The sequence below is a fragment of the Streptomyces sp. NPDC020731 genome, assembly GCF_044334705.1.
Classification (GTDB): domain Bacteria; phylum Actinomycetota; class Actinomycetes; order Streptomycetales; family Streptomycetaceae; genus Streptomyces.
Window position 1 is genome coordinate 1 of sequence record NZ_JBIRTN010000024.1, and the last position, 16,360, is coordinate 16,360.

Consider the following 16,360-nt stretch of genomic DNA (forward strand, 5'->3'; position numbering starts at 1 on the left):
CGCACGACGGCGCAGCTCAAGCGGGTACTGGGAAGGACGTGCCATGACTCGATCCTCTCAAATGATCGAGTCCCTACCGAACCCGGAACGGTTCAGGAGAGGGCATCGGGTCAACCACAAACGCGTCGAGCGGCTCATGCGCGAGCACGGCATCAGCGGCATCACCCGCAGACGGCGGCATGGCCTGACCCGGGCGGACCGCCAGCACGATGACTTCAGCGATTCTGCTCATGTCCGGGAGTACCAGCGCCGGTCCTGGATCCGCCAACCGGGATTTGGCATGTCAGCGCGGGTCAGCGTGAGGGAACCCGCCGAACCCGCCACCGTGGTGGCCCGGCCCATGGTGGTCGTGGCCGTCGTGGTCGTGGCCGTGGTCGTGGCCGTGGTCGTGGTCGCCATCCCCGTCATGGCCGCCGCCCGGGCCGCCCGGCCTCCGTGTGAAGGTGACCGTGTCGCAGTAGATCACCGGCCCGGGTGTGGTGGGTGGGGTGGGGCTGTCGGGAGGGATGCCCTCGGTTTCGAGGACCATCAGGCGCAACGGGCCGCGACGCCCGCGCGGTATCGGGAGCTGGCCCGTGAAGAAGGGGGTTCGGGAGGACTCCGCGTCGACGGAGGTGAGTTGGACGGTGGTGTCTTCGAGGGTCACCCAGCCGAGGTCATCGTCGTCGACCAGGCTGTTCCGGCGTTGCAGCGTGGCGGTGATCCGCGGCGGCGGGGAGTCGGAGGGGTCCCAGGAGGGCCCGGTGACACTGACCGACAGCGGATCGCCGGGCGTGACCCTCAGTTGGCGGTCGGGCAGGGTGCGCACCAGGTCGGCGAGCACGACCTCCTTGGAGATCTCCGCTCCGGGGATGGAATCCGGCTGGTAGCGGACCAGAGCGAGCCGGACGAAGGGCAGGCATGCGTCCCCGGTATCCAGGTCCAGGTCGAAGAACCAGCGGCCGGCCTTGTTCTCGTCCTCGCCGGGCTTCGGCGTGCCGGCTTCGAACTGCGGGCTGAAGCCGACGACCGTGACCGGGAGGGTGGTTCCCGACGGCGTGGGGAGGAGGAGCGGGCCGGACCGTCGCACCGCGTTGGTGAACATCTCCGGGGTCGGCGCGAAGACCGGCGCGGAACGGTGGATGGGGTCGCGGCCCATCAGGGTGACCAGGGAGTCCCGCGCGGACTTGGGGTCGCCTCCCGGCGGTTCGCCGATGACGACGCCGAGCAGTTCGCCGTCTCCGGACGAGAACCAGGGGCGGTCCACGTACACCCGGATTCCGCGACCGCGCCGCTGGTGGACGATGGGACCGGGCGGCCCGCCGACGTGCTCCAGGGTGAGCGTGGGCACGCAGTACAGCAGTCGCGGAGCCATCGGGGACTCGCTGCTCGGCACCGAGTATTCCTGCGCCTCTCCCTCCACGGTCAGCACGTTCTTGCCGGGCGTGGCGAACTGTGGTGGGAAGTAGTCGGCGAACTTGCTGCCGGCCACCGGGTGGTAACGCACCGTCCGGTGTTTGGTGTCGCCGAACTCGTGTTTCGCGGGGACGGGCGGGAGCGGGTGTGGCTTGTTGCCCTGGTTGCCCTGAGGGTTGTCCGGGGTCGGGGGGTTGTCCGGGTGTGCCGCCGCGGCCGCGGCCTCCGCTTTCGCCTTGTCCTCGGCCGCCTGGGTGCTGAAGCTCAGGACGCCGTTCCGGAGGAGGTAGGGTTCGGTCCCCGGGACGCCGTTCAGGCTCGCCCTCGCCGTCAGCAGGTCGAAGACCGGGGCGGTCATCTCACGGCTCTCGCGGCCCCCGGCGCCGTCCGTCACCTCGGTCCACTCGGCGATCAGGTCGATCCGGTCCGTACTGTCCTCGTCCAGCGCGACGGAACCGGCGAGATGCTCGGCGGTCGCCCCGTGTGCACGCGGGGTCGCCGGGGTCGCCAGCGTCAACACCGGTGATTTCAGTGGCTGTTGGACCGCGTGGACGAGTCTCAGTTCCTGCCAGGGGGTGAACATCCAGTGCCGGCTGGCTGCGGCCAGCGCCAGCTTGTCGTCGGTTCTCCGTGCCTCCGTCGCCCTTCTTGCAGCCGCGTCCCCCTCCGTCTCCGACGCGAGCCTCGGTACCGACTCCTGCTGTTGACGGCACCACCCGGCCATGCCCATGATTTTCTCGTCGAAGTCGATCCTGGAGCACACCCGGACGGTCGCCACGGCGCCCTTCGGCAGGGAGACGGCCAGCACCCGGGATGCCTCGTCGAAGCGCGGCGGCGCGGTACCTTCGGCCAGCCGCAGCCTCAGGGATTGCGGCCGGTGCCAGACATCGCCGTCCCAGGGGACCGGGAAGGGCTCCCCGGCGGGCATCCCCGGCAGGTCCAGGAACACGGCTCCCGTGGACAACGGATCGGGGAGGTAAGGTAGTTCGACCTGCTCGCCCGTGTGCAGAACGGTGTTCGCCGGGTTCTTGGGGTCCGCCGCCGGCGACTTGATCGTCTCAACCTGGATGTCCGGCTGGGACGGGGAGGTGTCGCTCAGCGAACCGCTCTCCCGTACGGCCAGGTCGTAGACCGCGTTCTGGACGTTGCGGTCCGTGGAGCCGATGGCATCGTCCAGCAGGCCATGCCACTCGATGCACCGCAGTGACGCCTTCGGTGCCACCACATGGCGTTCGTCCGTGCCCCGGTACGGGAGGTGTCCTTCCGCGGTGACCAGTGACGATCGGTTGAAGTCCGCGGCGTACTGCTCAGCCGTCCGGCCGGCTCCGGTACTCGCCACGGTCCCGGTACCGGTGCCGCAGTCCACGGCGAAGCCTCTGTTGCGGCCGAGTTTGGTGAGGGATGTGCAGCCAGGGATGCCGTCAGCACCGCTGCCCGTGAAGCCCTGGGCGCGCTGCTCCTCCGCGTAGGCGGTCCTGGTCTCGTTGCCGAAGATTCCGTCCGCGCCGTGGGGGAGGGAGCGGCCGTTGTCCAGGAGGGCCTGCTGGACGATGCGCACCTCGTCGTTGGTCTTGCCGAACTGGACATTGGCCAGGTGGACCGTGACTTGTGTTCCGGCTCCGGCCGGGGGTGGGCCGGCCCCCGGGCTGCTCCGGATGACCATCCGGAAGGGCGAGGCGCCTTCCCCGAACGGGAATCTGGGCACCACAACGGGCGCCAGGACGGGCTCGAACCTCTGGAAGGTCAGCAGCCCGGCTTCGTCGGGGAGCATCAGGGCTTCCCTGTCCTTCAGGCCATCGGGGGCCGCTCCATCCGTGCCTCTGCCCGCCAGGTCGACCAGGGCGTCGGCCTCCGTCACGTCCAGGCCGTTTCCCGCGAGGTCCACGGTGCGCAGCCGTACCCGGTACTCGTGGCCGAACCGTAGCTTGGGCAGGCTGCCGGGCCGCACCTTGGGCGTGATTTCCAGGGGCAGTTTCGTCTCCGCCTGGTTCTTGAGCGGCACCGGCTTGTTGGGGGGGCGGCCGTCCTCGGCCGAACCGTCGTCGGTGTCCAGCACCAGCCCCGGCCGGGGCGCGGAGAGCGACCATCCCTCCCAGGTGATCAGCTGCTCGGGTACGTAGAGGTGGTCGGGATTCACGGCGTCGCGGGGTGGTGTGGCCAGGTGGGCCTGGAAGAAACCCTCGTCCGAGGCCGTGAGCAGGACCGGTCCGCCGCGCGCCTGCCGGTACTCCACCTCGCGCTCGTGCAGCGAGAACCACTGACGTCGTGTCTCGTCCCAGATGTCGAGCCGGTGGCCCCGGATCAGGTTCTGGGCGAACATCTCAGGGGCGGGTACCTCATCCTCCGCGGCGTGCGGGGCGGCGGCTCCCGGACTCTGCGGGTCGGGCGTCGAACCTTGTGCTCTCTGCTGATCGACCACGCGGGTGAACGCCACGTCGTGCTCGGCTGCCCGCGCGAAATCCTGCTTGAGGGTGCCCAGCCGGTCGTTCCTGACCAGGCAGAGCCCATGGGTCCGTACCGGGGCGAGTCCGGTGGCGTCCTCGGCGGGCGCGATCATCTTGCCTGCGGCGGCGTCGATGTCAGCCGGCTCAACGGTGAATTTTCCCTTCAGCTCCACCAGGCCGCGGGACGGTGACGTCAGCGGGCCGTTGGTGACGGCCGAGGCCCGGGAGACGAAGGCGCGGAGGTCCGGGAGGAAGACATAGCGCGTGCGGGGGGACACGTTGTGCGACCCCTTCGTGCCCTTGCCGAGTTCCGGCGTCCAGTGGGGGGTCACCTTCAGGAACCGCTCGCCCGAAGAGACGGGGAGCAGGTCGGCCGGCAGGAGGAAGTCCAGAACGAGTCCGAGTCGCCGCAGCAGCGTGGGGTGATCGCCGAGCCAGGTGAGCATCTCGTGGAAGTCGGGATCGTGCTTCCTCGGTGGCGGCGGCGGGGGCGGTTCTTCACCGGCGACGGTGGGCGGCCTGTTGAGCTCGATCGTATGGAAGCTGTGCAGATCCGCGAGCTCCGGAGGCATCGGCATTTCGCCCTCCGGGGACGCCGGGGGCACGTCCCCGGGCCCCGTGCTCCCGGTGGCTCTTAGGGCATCGCTCGTTCCGGGATCACCGGTCGAGCCGTCGCTCGATGGGCGCATCAGGTGCCTGGTGGGGGGCGGTGTCTCGGGTGAATTCATGGCCGCTTCGGCGTACTTGCCCTTGGTGAAGCCGCTGACCCGCTGAGTGGAGTAGGTCTCGCACGCCTGGTCCGTATGCCGTTCGAAGACGTAAGGATCGAGCGGCGTCTCCCCACTGAAGAGGCTCTTCCACAAGTTCACATCAGGGAGCGGGTCTTGCGGCTTCAGCCCGATGACGAAGGGCGTCGAAGGGGCAGGCGTGTCGGAGATCTCGGAGACTTCGTCGGTCGTGGGGGGCTCGGAGGTGCCCTCTGCGGTGGCAAAATCAAAAGTGGCGGGCGTGATCTTGTCTGGCCAGTGGACGAAATCGGGGAAGTGGGGGGCCAGCGTGGCGCGCTTCGTCTGGTCGTCGGACGGGGTCGGCCCCATCAGCCGCGGAGCGATGAACACCGACACCTTGACATGCCTGCCGTCGTCCGACAGTCCGGCCGGGAGAACGGTCCAGTTGATCTGCTGTTCGAAGTCCATGGTGGTCTCCACGCGGCTCGCTCACGCGGCGTACGCCGCGCAGTACTCCGGCCAGGCCTGATCCTTCGAGAAGCATTGGGCGAACGTCGGGTCGCCCGGTGCGCCGGCGAAACTCCGCTCCATTTCGAGTTGGACGGACTTGCTGAAGAAGGCGATCCGTACGCTGACCGTGAGGGTGCCCCTGCCGCGGACCACCGACTGGTGGGTCTCTTTGTTCTTCTCGTAGGTGAGCTCCAGATAGAACTCGACGGACACCGTCACGATACCCAGCACCGTAAGGAAGCCGTTGCACCGCAGGTAGCCGCTGAGGGAGACCGCGTTTTTGTCGAGCTGGAAGCGGATGCCCGCCATGATCGACACCCCGCCGCCGGCGACGCCGAGATCCAGCGCCGCTGCGCCACCGAACTCGATGGATCCCTCGATCTCCTGTACACCGCTGGCGTCCACCAGCATGGAGAAGTAGCCACCGCCACCGAACAGGGAGACCGTGACGTTGAAGGGGTGCACCCGCTCGGAGACCGAGAAACGGAACGCGACCGGCTTGCCGTCGAAAGGGATCACCAGCTCGGCCGACAGGGTGACGTTCGACAGGGTGAAGACGCCGAGGCCGATGGCCGGAAGGGCGAATTTGTAGCCGGCACGGAGGCCGGTGGTCTGGACGTCTATGAACGCGCCGGAACCGAAGGCATCAGCGGGCAGCGCGCTGCGGAGGGAATTGATGAACTCCAGCGCACCGCTGAACTTCAGCTCCACACCGGAGGCCGTCACCTCGGGCTTCTGCCCTGGGCTGGTCTGGAACTTCAGCTCGTCGAATTCCACTCGGGCGATGTCAGAGAAGTCCAGCGCGAAGTGGCTCAGGCTGCCCTGCACCGTGGACTTCCCGACGGCGTCCGTCGAGCGGACGGTCCGGGCATCCAGGATCAGCGAGGCCTTGGACACGTCGAGGAGGGCGGTCGGGTCCACCCCACCACCTGCCGTCGTCGGCCGTTCCAGCGGCGGCTTCCACACGTACCGCAGTTCCTTGCCCTGTTGTCCGTCCATCAGGTCGCGTATACGCAGCACGGGCGCGGGCAGCTGCCTTCGAGGGTTGTCCAGAATGTCCTTGATCTGGTTGTCGTCGAGCTGCTGCAGTGCGCCGAGTTGATCCTTGACGAGGCCCTTCAGGTATGTGCTGAGGTCGATACCGAGCAGCTGGGCCCCGCCGAAGGCATCCCTGATGGTTTTGATGGGTGCCGCATCGAGGACTGCGCCGGTGGTGGGGTCCGTCTTGATGACGTCCGGGATGACGCCTGCCCGGCTGGTGATCGTCTTCACCGCGGAATTCGGGCTGGAGAGTCCACCGGCTTGCTCGGCTCCGAAGGTGAGGCTGAGCGGCCTTTGCAGATCCAGGTACGCACCCGCCGGGTGTCCCTGCATCGTCTGCTGCAGATAGGTGGCGTTGAACTTGACCTCGAGATCCCCGGCGTTCGGGGTGAACTGCTCGACGGCGGGGACGCGTACCGCTGCGGCGGAAACGTAGGGCTGGCCCACCACAGGGGTGCCATCTCGGGTGTCGAGCGTGAAGGTGCCGAGCCCGAAGGTGAGGGTCCCGACCGCATGGCTGGTGCTGCCGAAAGCGCCGGCGGGCGGCTCCGCCATGGCCATCACTTGACCATGCATCTCCCGCCTCAGGCGCTTCTCCATCATTGCCTTCGTTTCTTCTGTTGGCGTCGCCGGGTTGTACAGCCTCGTCAACTGCTCCTGTTCATCGGTCAGTCCGTCGGGCACGAACACCAGAGGCATGGTGAAGCTGACCTTGCGCCCCTCCGCGTCTGTGCCGATCAGGGTGAAATCGAAGTCCTTACCGGAGTCCTCGAGGTTCACCCAGAAAGCCACGTTTTGCGGGTTGTCCGTCCGAGTCTGGATCAGTGGGGTGACCCGGTCCGTGATGCGCAGCGTGCGGAACGGCATTTCGCGTCCTGCGTGCTGGAAGCCGGTATGAGCTCCGTACTCGACCTCCGGCTGCTTGACGACGATGTGCTGCTCCTTGTGCAGGTAGGCGACGATTCCGTCGTCCGCGCCCGCGATGAACCACCGCCTGGTTTCCGTCACGAGGAGGGACTCGTGGCCGGTCGACAAGCTGCCGTGTATCACGACGCGGACGTACTGGTCACGCCCCAGTCCCGTGATGTGGTCGTACGCCACCACATTGGGGAAGTGACGTCCGACCTTCCTGTACCGTTCCCGCTCCTCGGGGGTATTCGGCGGACTGCCCCATAGGCCGTGCAGGTGGACCGAGGAGCCCTGAGGCGTCACGATGAACTGCTCGGCATGCAACGGCGCGCTGGGTACATCGATCGGCACGTCGCCAGGCGGGACCAACTCGACCCGGCTGCTGAGGGTGACGAGGTCCGCCATGTTGTCGGCAGTGATCGGACTGTTCCCCGGCGGTGCCCCCCGGTCCCCGGCCGTCGCAAAGGCCCGCAGCCGCACGTCGCCGTCCCGTTCACCGTGCAACTGCAACCGGGCGTGCCACAACGCGTTCCGGCCGTCGGCCTGTTGGGATTGGGGGTGGCCGACCCAGTCCACGGGGTCGTCGTAGGAGAGGAACAGCCGGGTGGGGAACTCGATGACGCTTCGGGGAAGGCCCTGGAAGACCGTCGTTCCCGGCGTGTCCGGGCTCTGTGGGCCAACGACGGGCACCGTCATGGGCACCAGGCGCGCCCAGCCGAGCAGCGCGTCCAGCGACAGGTCCAAACTGTCGATGTTGTCCGGCACCAAGAAAGCCAGACGGGTCGAGCCGGCGGTGACTGCCTTCATGGAAGCAGTGACCTTCAGATTCAGGGGGACCTCTTCCAGCACATGCTGCGGCGGCAGCCCCGCGAGGACGAACGAGGGCTGCGCCCGGTCCTTGCGCACCAGGCGGCGGCCGTCGAAGCGCAAGTTGACCAGGGCGATGTCGACGACGAGCATGTCCGCCGGCCGCACCACCCGGAACGGCCCCTCCGCAACGTCCACCTCGTGCGGCGGCTCAGGCTCCGGGGGCCGGTCGGGGCCGGGAAATGACCCCGGGCCTGGATGCGGACCAGGACCATGAGGCCGGCCGTGCGGCCGGCCGCCGAATCGCCCGCCGCCGAACCCTTCGCGGCCGACCCGGTCGCCGTGGTCATCGTGCTGGCCATCACCGGGATGGTTGCACAGCTCTTCCCCGAGCCTCAGAGAAACAGGACGCCGGATACGGAAAGACATGAGGAACGCCTCACCCGAGCTCATGAAACTGGTGAAGGGTCACGCGAGGAGCGAGGTGCGCCGTAGGCACCTCCACCTCTCTTCCATGCTCACTCCGGTGACGGACTCCCGCCACTGGGGGCGGAACGGGCAGCTCCCGATACCGGAGCTTCCGCTACGGGTCAAGGAATGCCAAGGAAATTGAGGAGGGTTCGGCGCACCATGAACGACATCGCGTTGTGGCGGTCGTTCAGGTTCAGCAGGTTCTGCCAAACGACGAGGAATTGCTGGCCGGTGTCGTTGTGGGAGAGGATGGTCGCCTCGGAGGCGACTACTCCCCCGGAACTGAGGGGCCCCAGTCCAATCTTCGAATGCGTGATCGTGAAACCTGCGCCGAGGCCGTTGAGGCCCGGCCGGGCTCCCGTGGTCATGAAAGAGCGGTCACCGACGGACTGTGCGTCGGCCAGGAGGTCACGCATTTCGGAGGCAATACCGTCAACGCTGCGCGAGTCCAGTGTTGCGCCTTCGATGAGCAGTGCGAGGAACCGCGCCATATCGATGGTCGTGGTCGCCTGCGCTGAGTCGCCGTCATTCATCGAGGGCACCCGCACGGCAGGGAAGGGATCGGGAGGACCGGGCTTGAACGTCCCGGCCAGCCAGATGCCCCGATTCGCGGTCTGGTCGAAGAGGCCGGCATTTGCCAACAGCCCATTGATCCAGCTGTACCCGAGCGCTTTGATCGTGGCAGCGGCTTCGTCGTTGTTGCTGGGTACGATCATGCTTCGCACGTGTGCCGCAAAATCGGGGCTGAACGACACCAGGCATCCGCCACTCGCGAGGCCCTGCGGGGAATCGAAGATCCTGGGGTACTTGGGCACGCGCATCTGCTCGGTGATGCCCGGTTCGCTCAGGAAACGCGGGGCGGCTGTCTGGATGTTTGCGTTGAAAGCCGACTTCAAGTCGTTGAACACCACGTTCGCCGAGCAGTCGCCTTCGGTGACGGCAAAATCGGAAGCGCTCTGCCGCAACTCGAAGGCGGCGAGCATGGCCGCGACCTTCAGCAGGCTGCCCGAGAAATGCATCTCCCTGTCACGGAAACCGGCATAAGCGAAGGACGGGGAGGTGCTGGTCGGGTTCCGGACCGCCACCACCGAGATGGGGCATTTCAGGTGTACACCCAAGGCGGGAAACGTAAGGCCCGTCTGCGCCTGTGCTGCTGTCAGCGCCGCACTCATCCCCAGGTCTGGCGTCAAAAGATCTGGCAAGGGGTCGGGAAAAAGCATTGATGCCTCCTCATCGCCCTCCCCTCAATTATCTGCGCACGTGACGATCGTAATAACCCCTCGGCCGGACGGCAAAAGCAGCTCAACTCTGCCCTGGCCCAGGCGAACAGGGCGGCCTGCTGCTGGTCTGCGCCTGCGCAGTCGTCTCCGGCGCCCGGACCATCACCGAGATCACCGAGTGGGGCCAGCACGCCACCACCACAGTGCTGGAACAGCCCGGCATCCGCCGCCACCTGCCCGGACGCCGCCGCGCCCCGTCCCATGCCACCCTCACCCGGCTCCTGGCCGCCCTCGACGGCGATGTGCTGGACGCCGTGATCGGCGCCTACCTGGCCGAACGCGACCACACCGACGTCGCCACCACCGGCCCGGCGCCCAGGGCGGCGATCGCGGTGGACGGCAAGGCGCTGTCCGGCTCCGCGCACCAACAGCAGCGCCACCGGCACCTGCTGTCCGCCGTCACCCACTCCCCCACCGTCACCCTGGCCCAGCGGGAGGTGGGGGCCACGACCAACGAGACGGCCGCCTTCCGACCGCTGCTGGAACCACTCGATCTGGCCGGCACCGTGGTCACCTTCGACGCCCTGCACAGCGACCACCCGCTACAACACCCGCCGACGACACTCGGCGAACGGACACCAGGCACCGATCGCCTACGAACAGCGGTCAGCTACCCTGGCACTTGCCGCATAACAACACGAACAGGTGTCCACTCCCCGGGGGCAAGGCCCGATCACTTCTCAAAGACCCTGGCCCGGCGGGCAGTCGGAGATGCCCCTGCGGTACGGCTTGGCCGAGGTCATCTCGTCGTTCAGGGACCTGCGGGCGGCGGCGCGACTCGACGCAGTCGACTGAAAGGCGCGCGTCGGCCCTGACCCTCTGCGCCGCTTCCCGCCCGGGCGGCTGCCGTGCAACCCGAGCCACCGCGTCCCGCCCGAGCGCGCGAGGGCTCGTGCGCCGGCCGTGCGACGGACCGCCATGCGCGGCCACTGATCCGGTGCGCTCCGGAAACCGGCATGCGCGTTAGCGTGATCCTCTGCCGCATGGAGTGTCCATGGGCCGGGTCGGCCCGCACGAGGGTCTGCGACGGAGAGTGACGGAACTGCGATGAGTGAACTGACGAAGCCCGAGGTCGACGTCCCGGAGGGTGCTGCGCCTGCCGAACTGACCGTCCGGGACCTGGTCGTCGGGGACGGGGCCGAGGTGAAGCCGGGCATGGTGGTCAGGGTCCACTACGTCGGGGTGACCTTCGAGACCGGGAAGGAGTTCGACTCCTCCTGGGACCGTGACCAGCCCTTCAAGTTCGCACTGGGCAGCGGCAGGGTCATCAAGGGCTGGGACCGGGGGTTGAGGGGGATGAAGGTCGGCGGTCGGCGTGAGATCGTCGTTCCCCCGCGTCTCGGCTACGGCAACCAGTCGCCCTCGCCGTTGATCCCGGCGGGCTCGACCCTGGTCTTCGTGGTGGACCTGCTCGACTCGTACTCCGCCGGCACAGGCGGCTGGAGCAACGCCCGCTGACCCAGACCGTTCCTGTTTCCGCGCCCTCACCCTCGCCCTCGCCCCAGGCGTTCTCGTCATGGATCCGCGCACCCAGATCCTCCGCCCACTCCAGCGCCCACACCTTGAGTTCTTCGATCTGCCGGGAGGTGAGCCCGTACGCGGTGTAGTCCTCATCCTCGTACCAGTCCGCGCCGATGAGCCGGTCCCGAAGGTCTTCGAGGCTGAACTCGTCGTGGGCGCGACGGCGGCCCAGGGATTCGAGGTCGGCGGTGGAGCGGTGGCGGGAGGCGGCCCGGACGTCGATGAGGTCGCGGACGGTGCCGCGGCCGGCGAGGGCACGGACCTTGGTGCCGATCACGTCGTCGAGGGAAAGAACGGGGCCGTAGGGGGTCTGGGCGGACGGAGCCCAGAACGCCTCCTTGAAGACGTCGGCCTCGCACTCCTCGCCGGTGTCCGGATCGGTGACGAGGAAACGGCCGCTGAGCGGATCGGTCCGGACGTGCGTGGTCCGCCCTCCGCGCACGCTGGGGCCTGCGGTGAGTGAGGCGACGATCTCCCGCATCGGAGCAGGGTTCTCGGTGGCGGCGTCGAGGTCACGGCTGAAGCGTTCGACCGGGCCGTGGGCCTGCGCGGCGTATCCGCCGGTGAGGACCAGAGGGTAGGGGGAGCCGAGGTCGAGGACGTCGGCGAGGAGACGCTCGTGGAGCGGAGTGAGCTTCATGCGGCGGTCGTGTCGGCCGGAGCGGCGCGGAGCAGCTCGGGGAAGGCGTCCTCCCAGACCTCGCGGATGTAGGGACTGATCAAGCGCCGCAGCACGGGCCACTGCTCGGCGAGCAGCCGGTGGTGCAGGAGGGCCGCCAGGTCCTCGCGCAGTCCTTCGGCGAGGACGGTCCGGTAGAGCGTCATGCGGGACTTCGGACGGTCCAGGCTGTAGCTCGTCCGCCCGGACCAGACGATGTGGAGCGGCAGGTCCACGTCGCCCTCGACAGGGCCGGCCAGCTCCTGCAATCGCTCGGGCAGCCGGCTGCGGCAGCGGTCCCGCAGCACCTCGGCGCGGGGAGCGGTGGGCGTCGTGTCCATGCGTCCGGTATCGCTGCCGGGAGGCGGCGGCATGGCGGATACGGGGCTCCCCTGTCGTACGTACGAGTCGGGCGCCGCACACTCCTCCCTCGGGCATCTCCCATTGAGCGCGTTCCATCCTGAAAATCGCAGGTCATGTGCCCTGGTGTGGGTCGTGGCTGGTGGGCTCCGGCTGGTCGGGGGCGAGATCGTCAGCACGTGATCGTCTGTCACGGGTGAGGTCGGGCGTTCTGAGGCGGGCCCGGCGGCTGGCCGCGTAGGTTCCGCGGCATGACGGATGTGCTGACGTGGACGGTACAGCAGCGGCTTGAGCTGGAGGAACGTGCGGAGCTGTTGCGCACGGAGCCGGCCGGTATCTCCTCCGCCCGGCCCGGCCGGTCCAGCGAGATCACCGCCGCCCGCCACGACAAGATCACCGCGCATCTCCGCGAGGCCGGCCTCGGCACCCTGGCCGACCTCGGCTTCGTCGGCCTGGACGACCAGCCCGACGACGACCCCGTGATCACCACCGGCCGCAAGGCCACCCGGAACCACCGACTCACCGATGCCGAGAAGGAAGCGAACCGGCTGATCAGCCGCGAACGCGCCGCCGGCGAGCACGGGTTCGCCCACCTCAAGTCCTGGCGCATCCTGACCAAGGTCCGCATGAACGCCCGCCACGCGACCACCCTCCTGCGGGCCCTCCTCGTCCTCGCGAACACCGGTCCAGAGGTGACCGCGATCACCCCCGCAGTGATCATGATGCTGACCGGCAGGAGTCCGTCACTCCCGGACCACACCAGCCCCCCAGCCCCGCGAGCTGCGGAATCAGGATGAAACGATCCCATTGCCGACCGTACCGGCCCACCGCCGACCGTACCGACCGCTCTCCGGCCGTCGTTCCCGAACGGTCCTCGGCCGACGGTCCCTCACTCGCACCTGAAACAATGGCGATCAGTCACAGCGGGGCGGCGCGATCGGTTGCGCACCGTTCTTGCCTCGGCTGGGGAGGACGGTGCTCGGCGACGGTGTGGCTGAGGGCGGCGATGCCGTCGGAAGACGGGCTGAGGATACGGAGTACTGCTGTTCATGCGGTTTCGAAAGAGCGCTGTCATCGCGGTTGTGTGTGCCTTGGTCGCTGGTGCCTCGGGGGACCGTGCCGACACCTCCGCGCCCGCAGGGGGACCTGTGGAGGACCTCCTGAACGGCAGGGACTGGGCTCACTTCGCCGGCGGGAAGCCCACGCACACAGGGGTACGGGTCACACCCCTCGACCGGCGCATCACACGCCAGGACGGTACCGGCGGACAGCCGAACCCACCGGTGAACCTGCGCGGTCCCCACATGGTGTTCCGAGGGGATGTCCGGATCGAAGCCGGCCTGCGGCGCACGGATGACACGGATGCCTACCTGCATCTGTACGGTGAGACGCCGGTCATCTACGACGAATGGCGCTACGAACGGCGCGGCGTGCGCATCGGCGTGGTCGGTGGGAGGCTCCGGATCGACCGCTGGGACGGGGACTCCGACAGACCTGCGATGACCCGGACCTTCGGGAGCGGCCTGGGGCTCGAAGTCCGCCTCGCCGTCGAAGTCCGCGCAAACAGGCTTGTGCTGGAGGCCGACGGCAGGGTCGTGGGAACCGTTCCCGCGCGGGACGTCTTCGGCAGTGGCCGCATCTGGTTCGGCGCGGATGCGGGAGCCCGCGGGAAGGGCTGGACCCTCAGCGATCTCCACGCGCGGTCACTGGGACGGGGCCGGATGTCCGTCGTGGACGCGCCTGGCCTGCGAGTGCCCCGGTCCAGCGATGCGATGCGTGATCTGGCGGCGGTTCTCCCACGCCCGATCCGTATGGGAACCGCCCTGGCCGCGGGCCCCTTGCTGACTGACAGCGCCTACCGCCGGACGGCGGGTGAGGAGTTCTCCATGCTTACGCCGGAGAACGACTTCAAGCCGCAGTTCGTCCAGCCTCGACGCGGCGTGTTCGCGTTCGCGGAAGGCGATACCTTGGTGGACTTCGCCGAGGCCAACAGGATGAAGGTGCATGGCCACACCCTCGTCTGGTTCGAAGCCCTGCCCGCATGGATGCGCGCCGAGATGACGCACGAGCAACGCAGGCGCGTCATGGTGGAGCACATACGCGCGGTAGCGGGCCACTTCCGGGGGAAGGTGGCGGAATGGGACGTGGTGAACGAGCCCATGTCCGACGAGGATGAGGACTACTTCAACGGCAACCGGGGCGTGCGGCCACAGTTGTGGTTCGAAGCGATGGGTGAGCAGTACATCGACATCGCCTTCCATGCTGCCCGCGAGGCCGACCCGCACGCGGTGCTGTACCTCAACGAGTACGGGGTGGAGGAGGACGGTCCACGCTGGGATGCCCTCTACGCGCTGCTGATCCGGTTGAAGGAGCGGGGCGTTCCGATCGATGGCGTCGGTTTCCAGGACCACGAATACGCCGTCGGCGACCGTACCGACCCCGAGGTCTTCCGACGCAAGGTCAGGGCTTTGGCCGGGCTCGGCCTGAAGGCCCGGGTCTCGGAGGCGGACGTCCTCGTCGACGAGGACGAAGAGGACATCCAGGCCCGCCAGTTGGCGGGGAAACTCGCAGTCTGCGGCGAAGAACCCAACTGCACCTCGTTCTCGACCTGGGGTTTCACCGACAAGTACGGCTCCACGGCTGACCTGCGACACTATCCCCCGAGTCCGGGAAACGCTCTTCCCTGGGACGCGACGTACGAGGTGAAACCCGCCTACTGGGCACTGCGTGACGTCCTGGACGACGCTCGCCGCCGAGGTGCTGGATAGGTACGGCGAACGCCGCGAACGACCAGTGGGATCGTTTCATCCTGATTCCGCGGCTCGCGGGGCTGGGGGGGCTGGTGTGGTCCGGGAGTGACGGACTCCTGCCGGTCAGCATCATGATCACTGCGGGGGTGATCGTCGGTCACCTCTGGACCGGTGTTCGCGAGGACGAGGAGGGCCCGCAGGAGGGTGGTCGCGTGGCGGGCGTTCATGCGGACCTTGGTCAGGATGCGCCAGGACTTGAGGTGGGCGAACCCGTGCTCGCCGGCGGCGCGTTCGCGGCTGATCAGCCGGTTCGCTTCCTTCTCGGCATCGGTGAGTCGGTGGTTCCGGGTGGCCTTGCGGCCGGTGGTGATCACGGGGTCGTCGTGGCGGAAACTGGCCAGTCCGACTCCGGCACCGGACTGGAAGGTCTGCCAGTCGACGAGGGCGGCGTGCACTTCCTGGTGACGGGCCAGGACGTGTACGTCGTAACGGGACAGGCGGACGACGGGGCCGGCTTCGCGCAACCGCCGGTGCAGTGGCTCGGGGTGTGCCAGGTACTCGGCGGCGAACGGGTCGGCGTCACTGATCGGTGGCGACGCGGGAACGGCTGCTGTCTCGGTCATGGCGGCTGCATGAAAGGCGGCTCGGGTCGGAGGAGTTCGAGGCGACGGTGATCGCAGGTTCGGCAGCACGCGGCTCAGGTCGGCTGCCGGTCGAGCGGTCGAGCAGCCTCTCCCACACCCAGTCGAAGATCGCTCGTGCCTTGTCCAGGTATCCGCGGTCACCGTTGGACTCGTAGATCAGGCAGCCGAGAACGGCCGCCGGGCTGTTGCTGAGGGCGTTCTTGTCGCGCTTGCGGATGTCCCACCAGATGCCGCCGCCGAGGACACCGTCCCAGCCCCGGTTGTAGAGGCGGTCGAAGGCGTATCGCGCCTGGTTGAGGTAGGTCTGGTTGCCGGTGATTTGTAGCCGCGCACGAAAGCCAGCCCGGCCCGGAGGAGGTCTGGGAGGGTGGCAGTGCCTGCGAGGGTCGCACGCGTCCGTAGGTCCCCGTCGTCGGCGGGGTCGAGGCCCCGCACCGGACCGGGTGCCGCAGTGCCCGGTCGCCTGGCCCGGCTCGCGTGGTCGAGGGCGTTGCCGTCGTCGGCGCCCCTGACCCGGAGGGTTAGCCGTTCGGTGCCGGTGACGTCCGTCCCCACTGCGACGGCGTCGAGGTCGTCGGTTGTGCAGATATTCTTCTCGCCGACGAGGGCCCCGAAGGCGACGCTGCCGTTCGTTCCGGTCTCGTCCTCCTGGCCGGTGACGGCCGTGAACCGTGCGCACCTACCGTCCGGACAGACCTCACCGGTGGAGTCCGTGAGGACGCCCGCGCTCTTCAGGCACGGGACGCCGCGGACGGTCACGGGGCCGCCATCACCGGTGCCGAGGGCCAAGAGAGCAACCACATGAGACCGCTGTCACGAAGGTCTGTCAACAAGATGGCCTC

At 68.1% G+C, this 16,360-nt stretch carries 9 protein-coding genes and 4 pseudogenes; 5 read left to right on the forward strand and 8 right to left on the reverse strand.

The genetic code is table 11. The features are described 5' to 3' along the window. Positions 1-61: 61 nt before the first annotated feature. Positions 62-139: pseudogene (locus ACH4VX_RS30705) on the forward strand (hypothetical protein); the annotation flags it as partial. 144 nt (positions 140-283) lie between these two features. Here the strand turns inward: ACH4VX_RS30705 and ACH4VX_RS30710 are convergent. From ACH4VX_RS30710 to ACH4VX_RS30720, 3 genes are all read right to left on the reverse strand, one after another. Then, the gene (locus ACH4VX_RS30710) at positions 284-5,035 is read right to left on the reverse strand and encodes a hypothetical protein (protein ID WP_398371956.1); all 4,752 of its coding nucleotides are present in this window, start codon (positions 5,033-5,035) and stop codon (positions 284-286) included. A 21-nt stretch (positions 5,036-5,056) separates the two neighbouring features. Then, on the reverse strand, positions 5,057-8,287 hold the full coding sequence (locus ACH4VX_RS30715) for a hypothetical protein (protein WP_398371957.1): 3,231 nt from the start codon (positions 8,285-8,287) through the stop codon (positions 5,057-5,059). A gap of 137 nt (positions 8,288-8,424) precedes the next feature. Beyond that, positions 8,425-9,525 carry a hypothetical protein gene (locus ACH4VX_RS30720; RefSeq protein WP_398371959.1) on the reverse strand — a complete coding sequence of 367 codons (1,101 nt, stop codon included), beginning with the start codon at positions 9,523-9,525 and terminating at the stop codon, positions 8,425-8,427. Between the two features lie 122 nt (positions 9,526-9,647). Between ACH4VX_RS30720 and ACH4VX_RS30725 the strand changes: the two are divergent. Both ACH4VX_RS30725 and ACH4VX_RS30730 read left to right on the forward strand, forming a co-directional pair. Further along, positions 9,648-10,109 (forward strand): annotated as a pseudogene (locus ACH4VX_RS30725) (ISAs1 family transposase); the annotation flags it as partial. Between the two features lie 523 nt (positions 10,110-10,632). Further along, complete coding sequence (locus tag ACH4VX_RS30730) at positions 10,633-11,043, forward strand: FKBP-type peptidyl-prolyl cis-trans isomerase (protein ID WP_398371960.1); 411 nt, start codon at positions 10,633-10,635, stop codon at positions 11,041-11,043. A 49-nt stretch (positions 11,044-11,092) separates the two neighbouring features. Here ACH4VX_RS30730 and ACH4VX_RS30735 read toward each other — a convergent pair. Together ACH4VX_RS30735 and ACH4VX_RS30740 are read right to left on the reverse strand one after the other, a co-directional pair. Continuing rightward, positions 11,093-11,746: pseudogene (locus ACH4VX_RS30735) on the reverse strand (nucleotidyl transferase AbiEii/AbiGii toxin family protein); the annotation flags it as partial. Further along, positions 11,743-12,105, reverse strand: a complete 363-nt coding sequence (locus tag ACH4VX_RS30740) for a hypothetical protein (protein WP_398371962.1) — start codon at positions 12,103-12,105, stop codon at positions 11,743-11,745. The pseudogene ACH4VX_RS30735 and the gene ACH4VX_RS30740, both read right to left, overlap by 4 nt. A gap of 270 nt (positions 12,106-12,375) precedes the next feature. Here ACH4VX_RS30740 and ACH4VX_RS30745 point away from each other — a divergent pair, with 270 nt between their 5' ends. Together ACH4VX_RS30745 and ACH4VX_RS30750 are read left to right on the forward strand one after the other, a co-directional pair. Then, positions 12,376-12,921, forward strand: a complete 546-nt coding sequence (locus ACH4VX_RS30745) for a transposase family protein (RefSeq protein WP_398371964.1) — start codon at positions 12,376-12,378, stop codon at positions 12,919-12,921. A gap of 351 nt (positions 12,922-13,272) precedes the next feature. Continuing rightward, positions 13,273-14,892 (forward strand): endo-1,4-beta-xylanase, encoded by a 1,620-nt coding sequence (locus tag ACH4VX_RS30750; RefSeq protein ID WP_398371965.1) that lies wholly within the window; start codon positions 13,273-13,275, stop codon positions 14,890-14,892. Here the strand turns inward: ACH4VX_RS30750 and ACH4VX_RS30755 are convergent. The 3 genes and pseudogenes from ACH4VX_RS30755 to ACH4VX_RS30765 all read right to left on the reverse strand — a co-directional run. Next, positions 14,838-15,497 carry a transposase family protein gene (locus ACH4VX_RS30755; RefSeq protein WP_398371967.1) on the reverse strand — a complete coding sequence of 220 codons (660 nt, stop codon included), beginning with the start codon at positions 15,495-15,497 and terminating at the stop codon, positions 14,838-14,840. The two genes, ACH4VX_RS30750 and ACH4VX_RS30755, sit on opposite strands and share 55 nt — an antisense overlap. Next, positions 15,454-16,104: a glycoside hydrolase family 76 protein gene (locus ACH4VX_RS30760; protein WP_398372095.1), complete on the reverse strand. Its 651-nt coding sequence runs from the start codon at positions 16,102-16,104 to the stop codon at positions 15,454-15,456. The genes ACH4VX_RS30755 and ACH4VX_RS30760 overlap by 44 nt, the downstream gene beginning before the upstream one ends. Beyond that, positions 16,002-16,319, reverse strand: a pseudogene (locus ACH4VX_RS30765) (NPCBM/NEW2 domain-containing protein); the annotation flags it as partial. The gene ACH4VX_RS30760 and the pseudogene ACH4VX_RS30765, both read right to left, overlap by 103 nt. Positions 16,320-16,360: the final 41 nt, after the last annotated feature.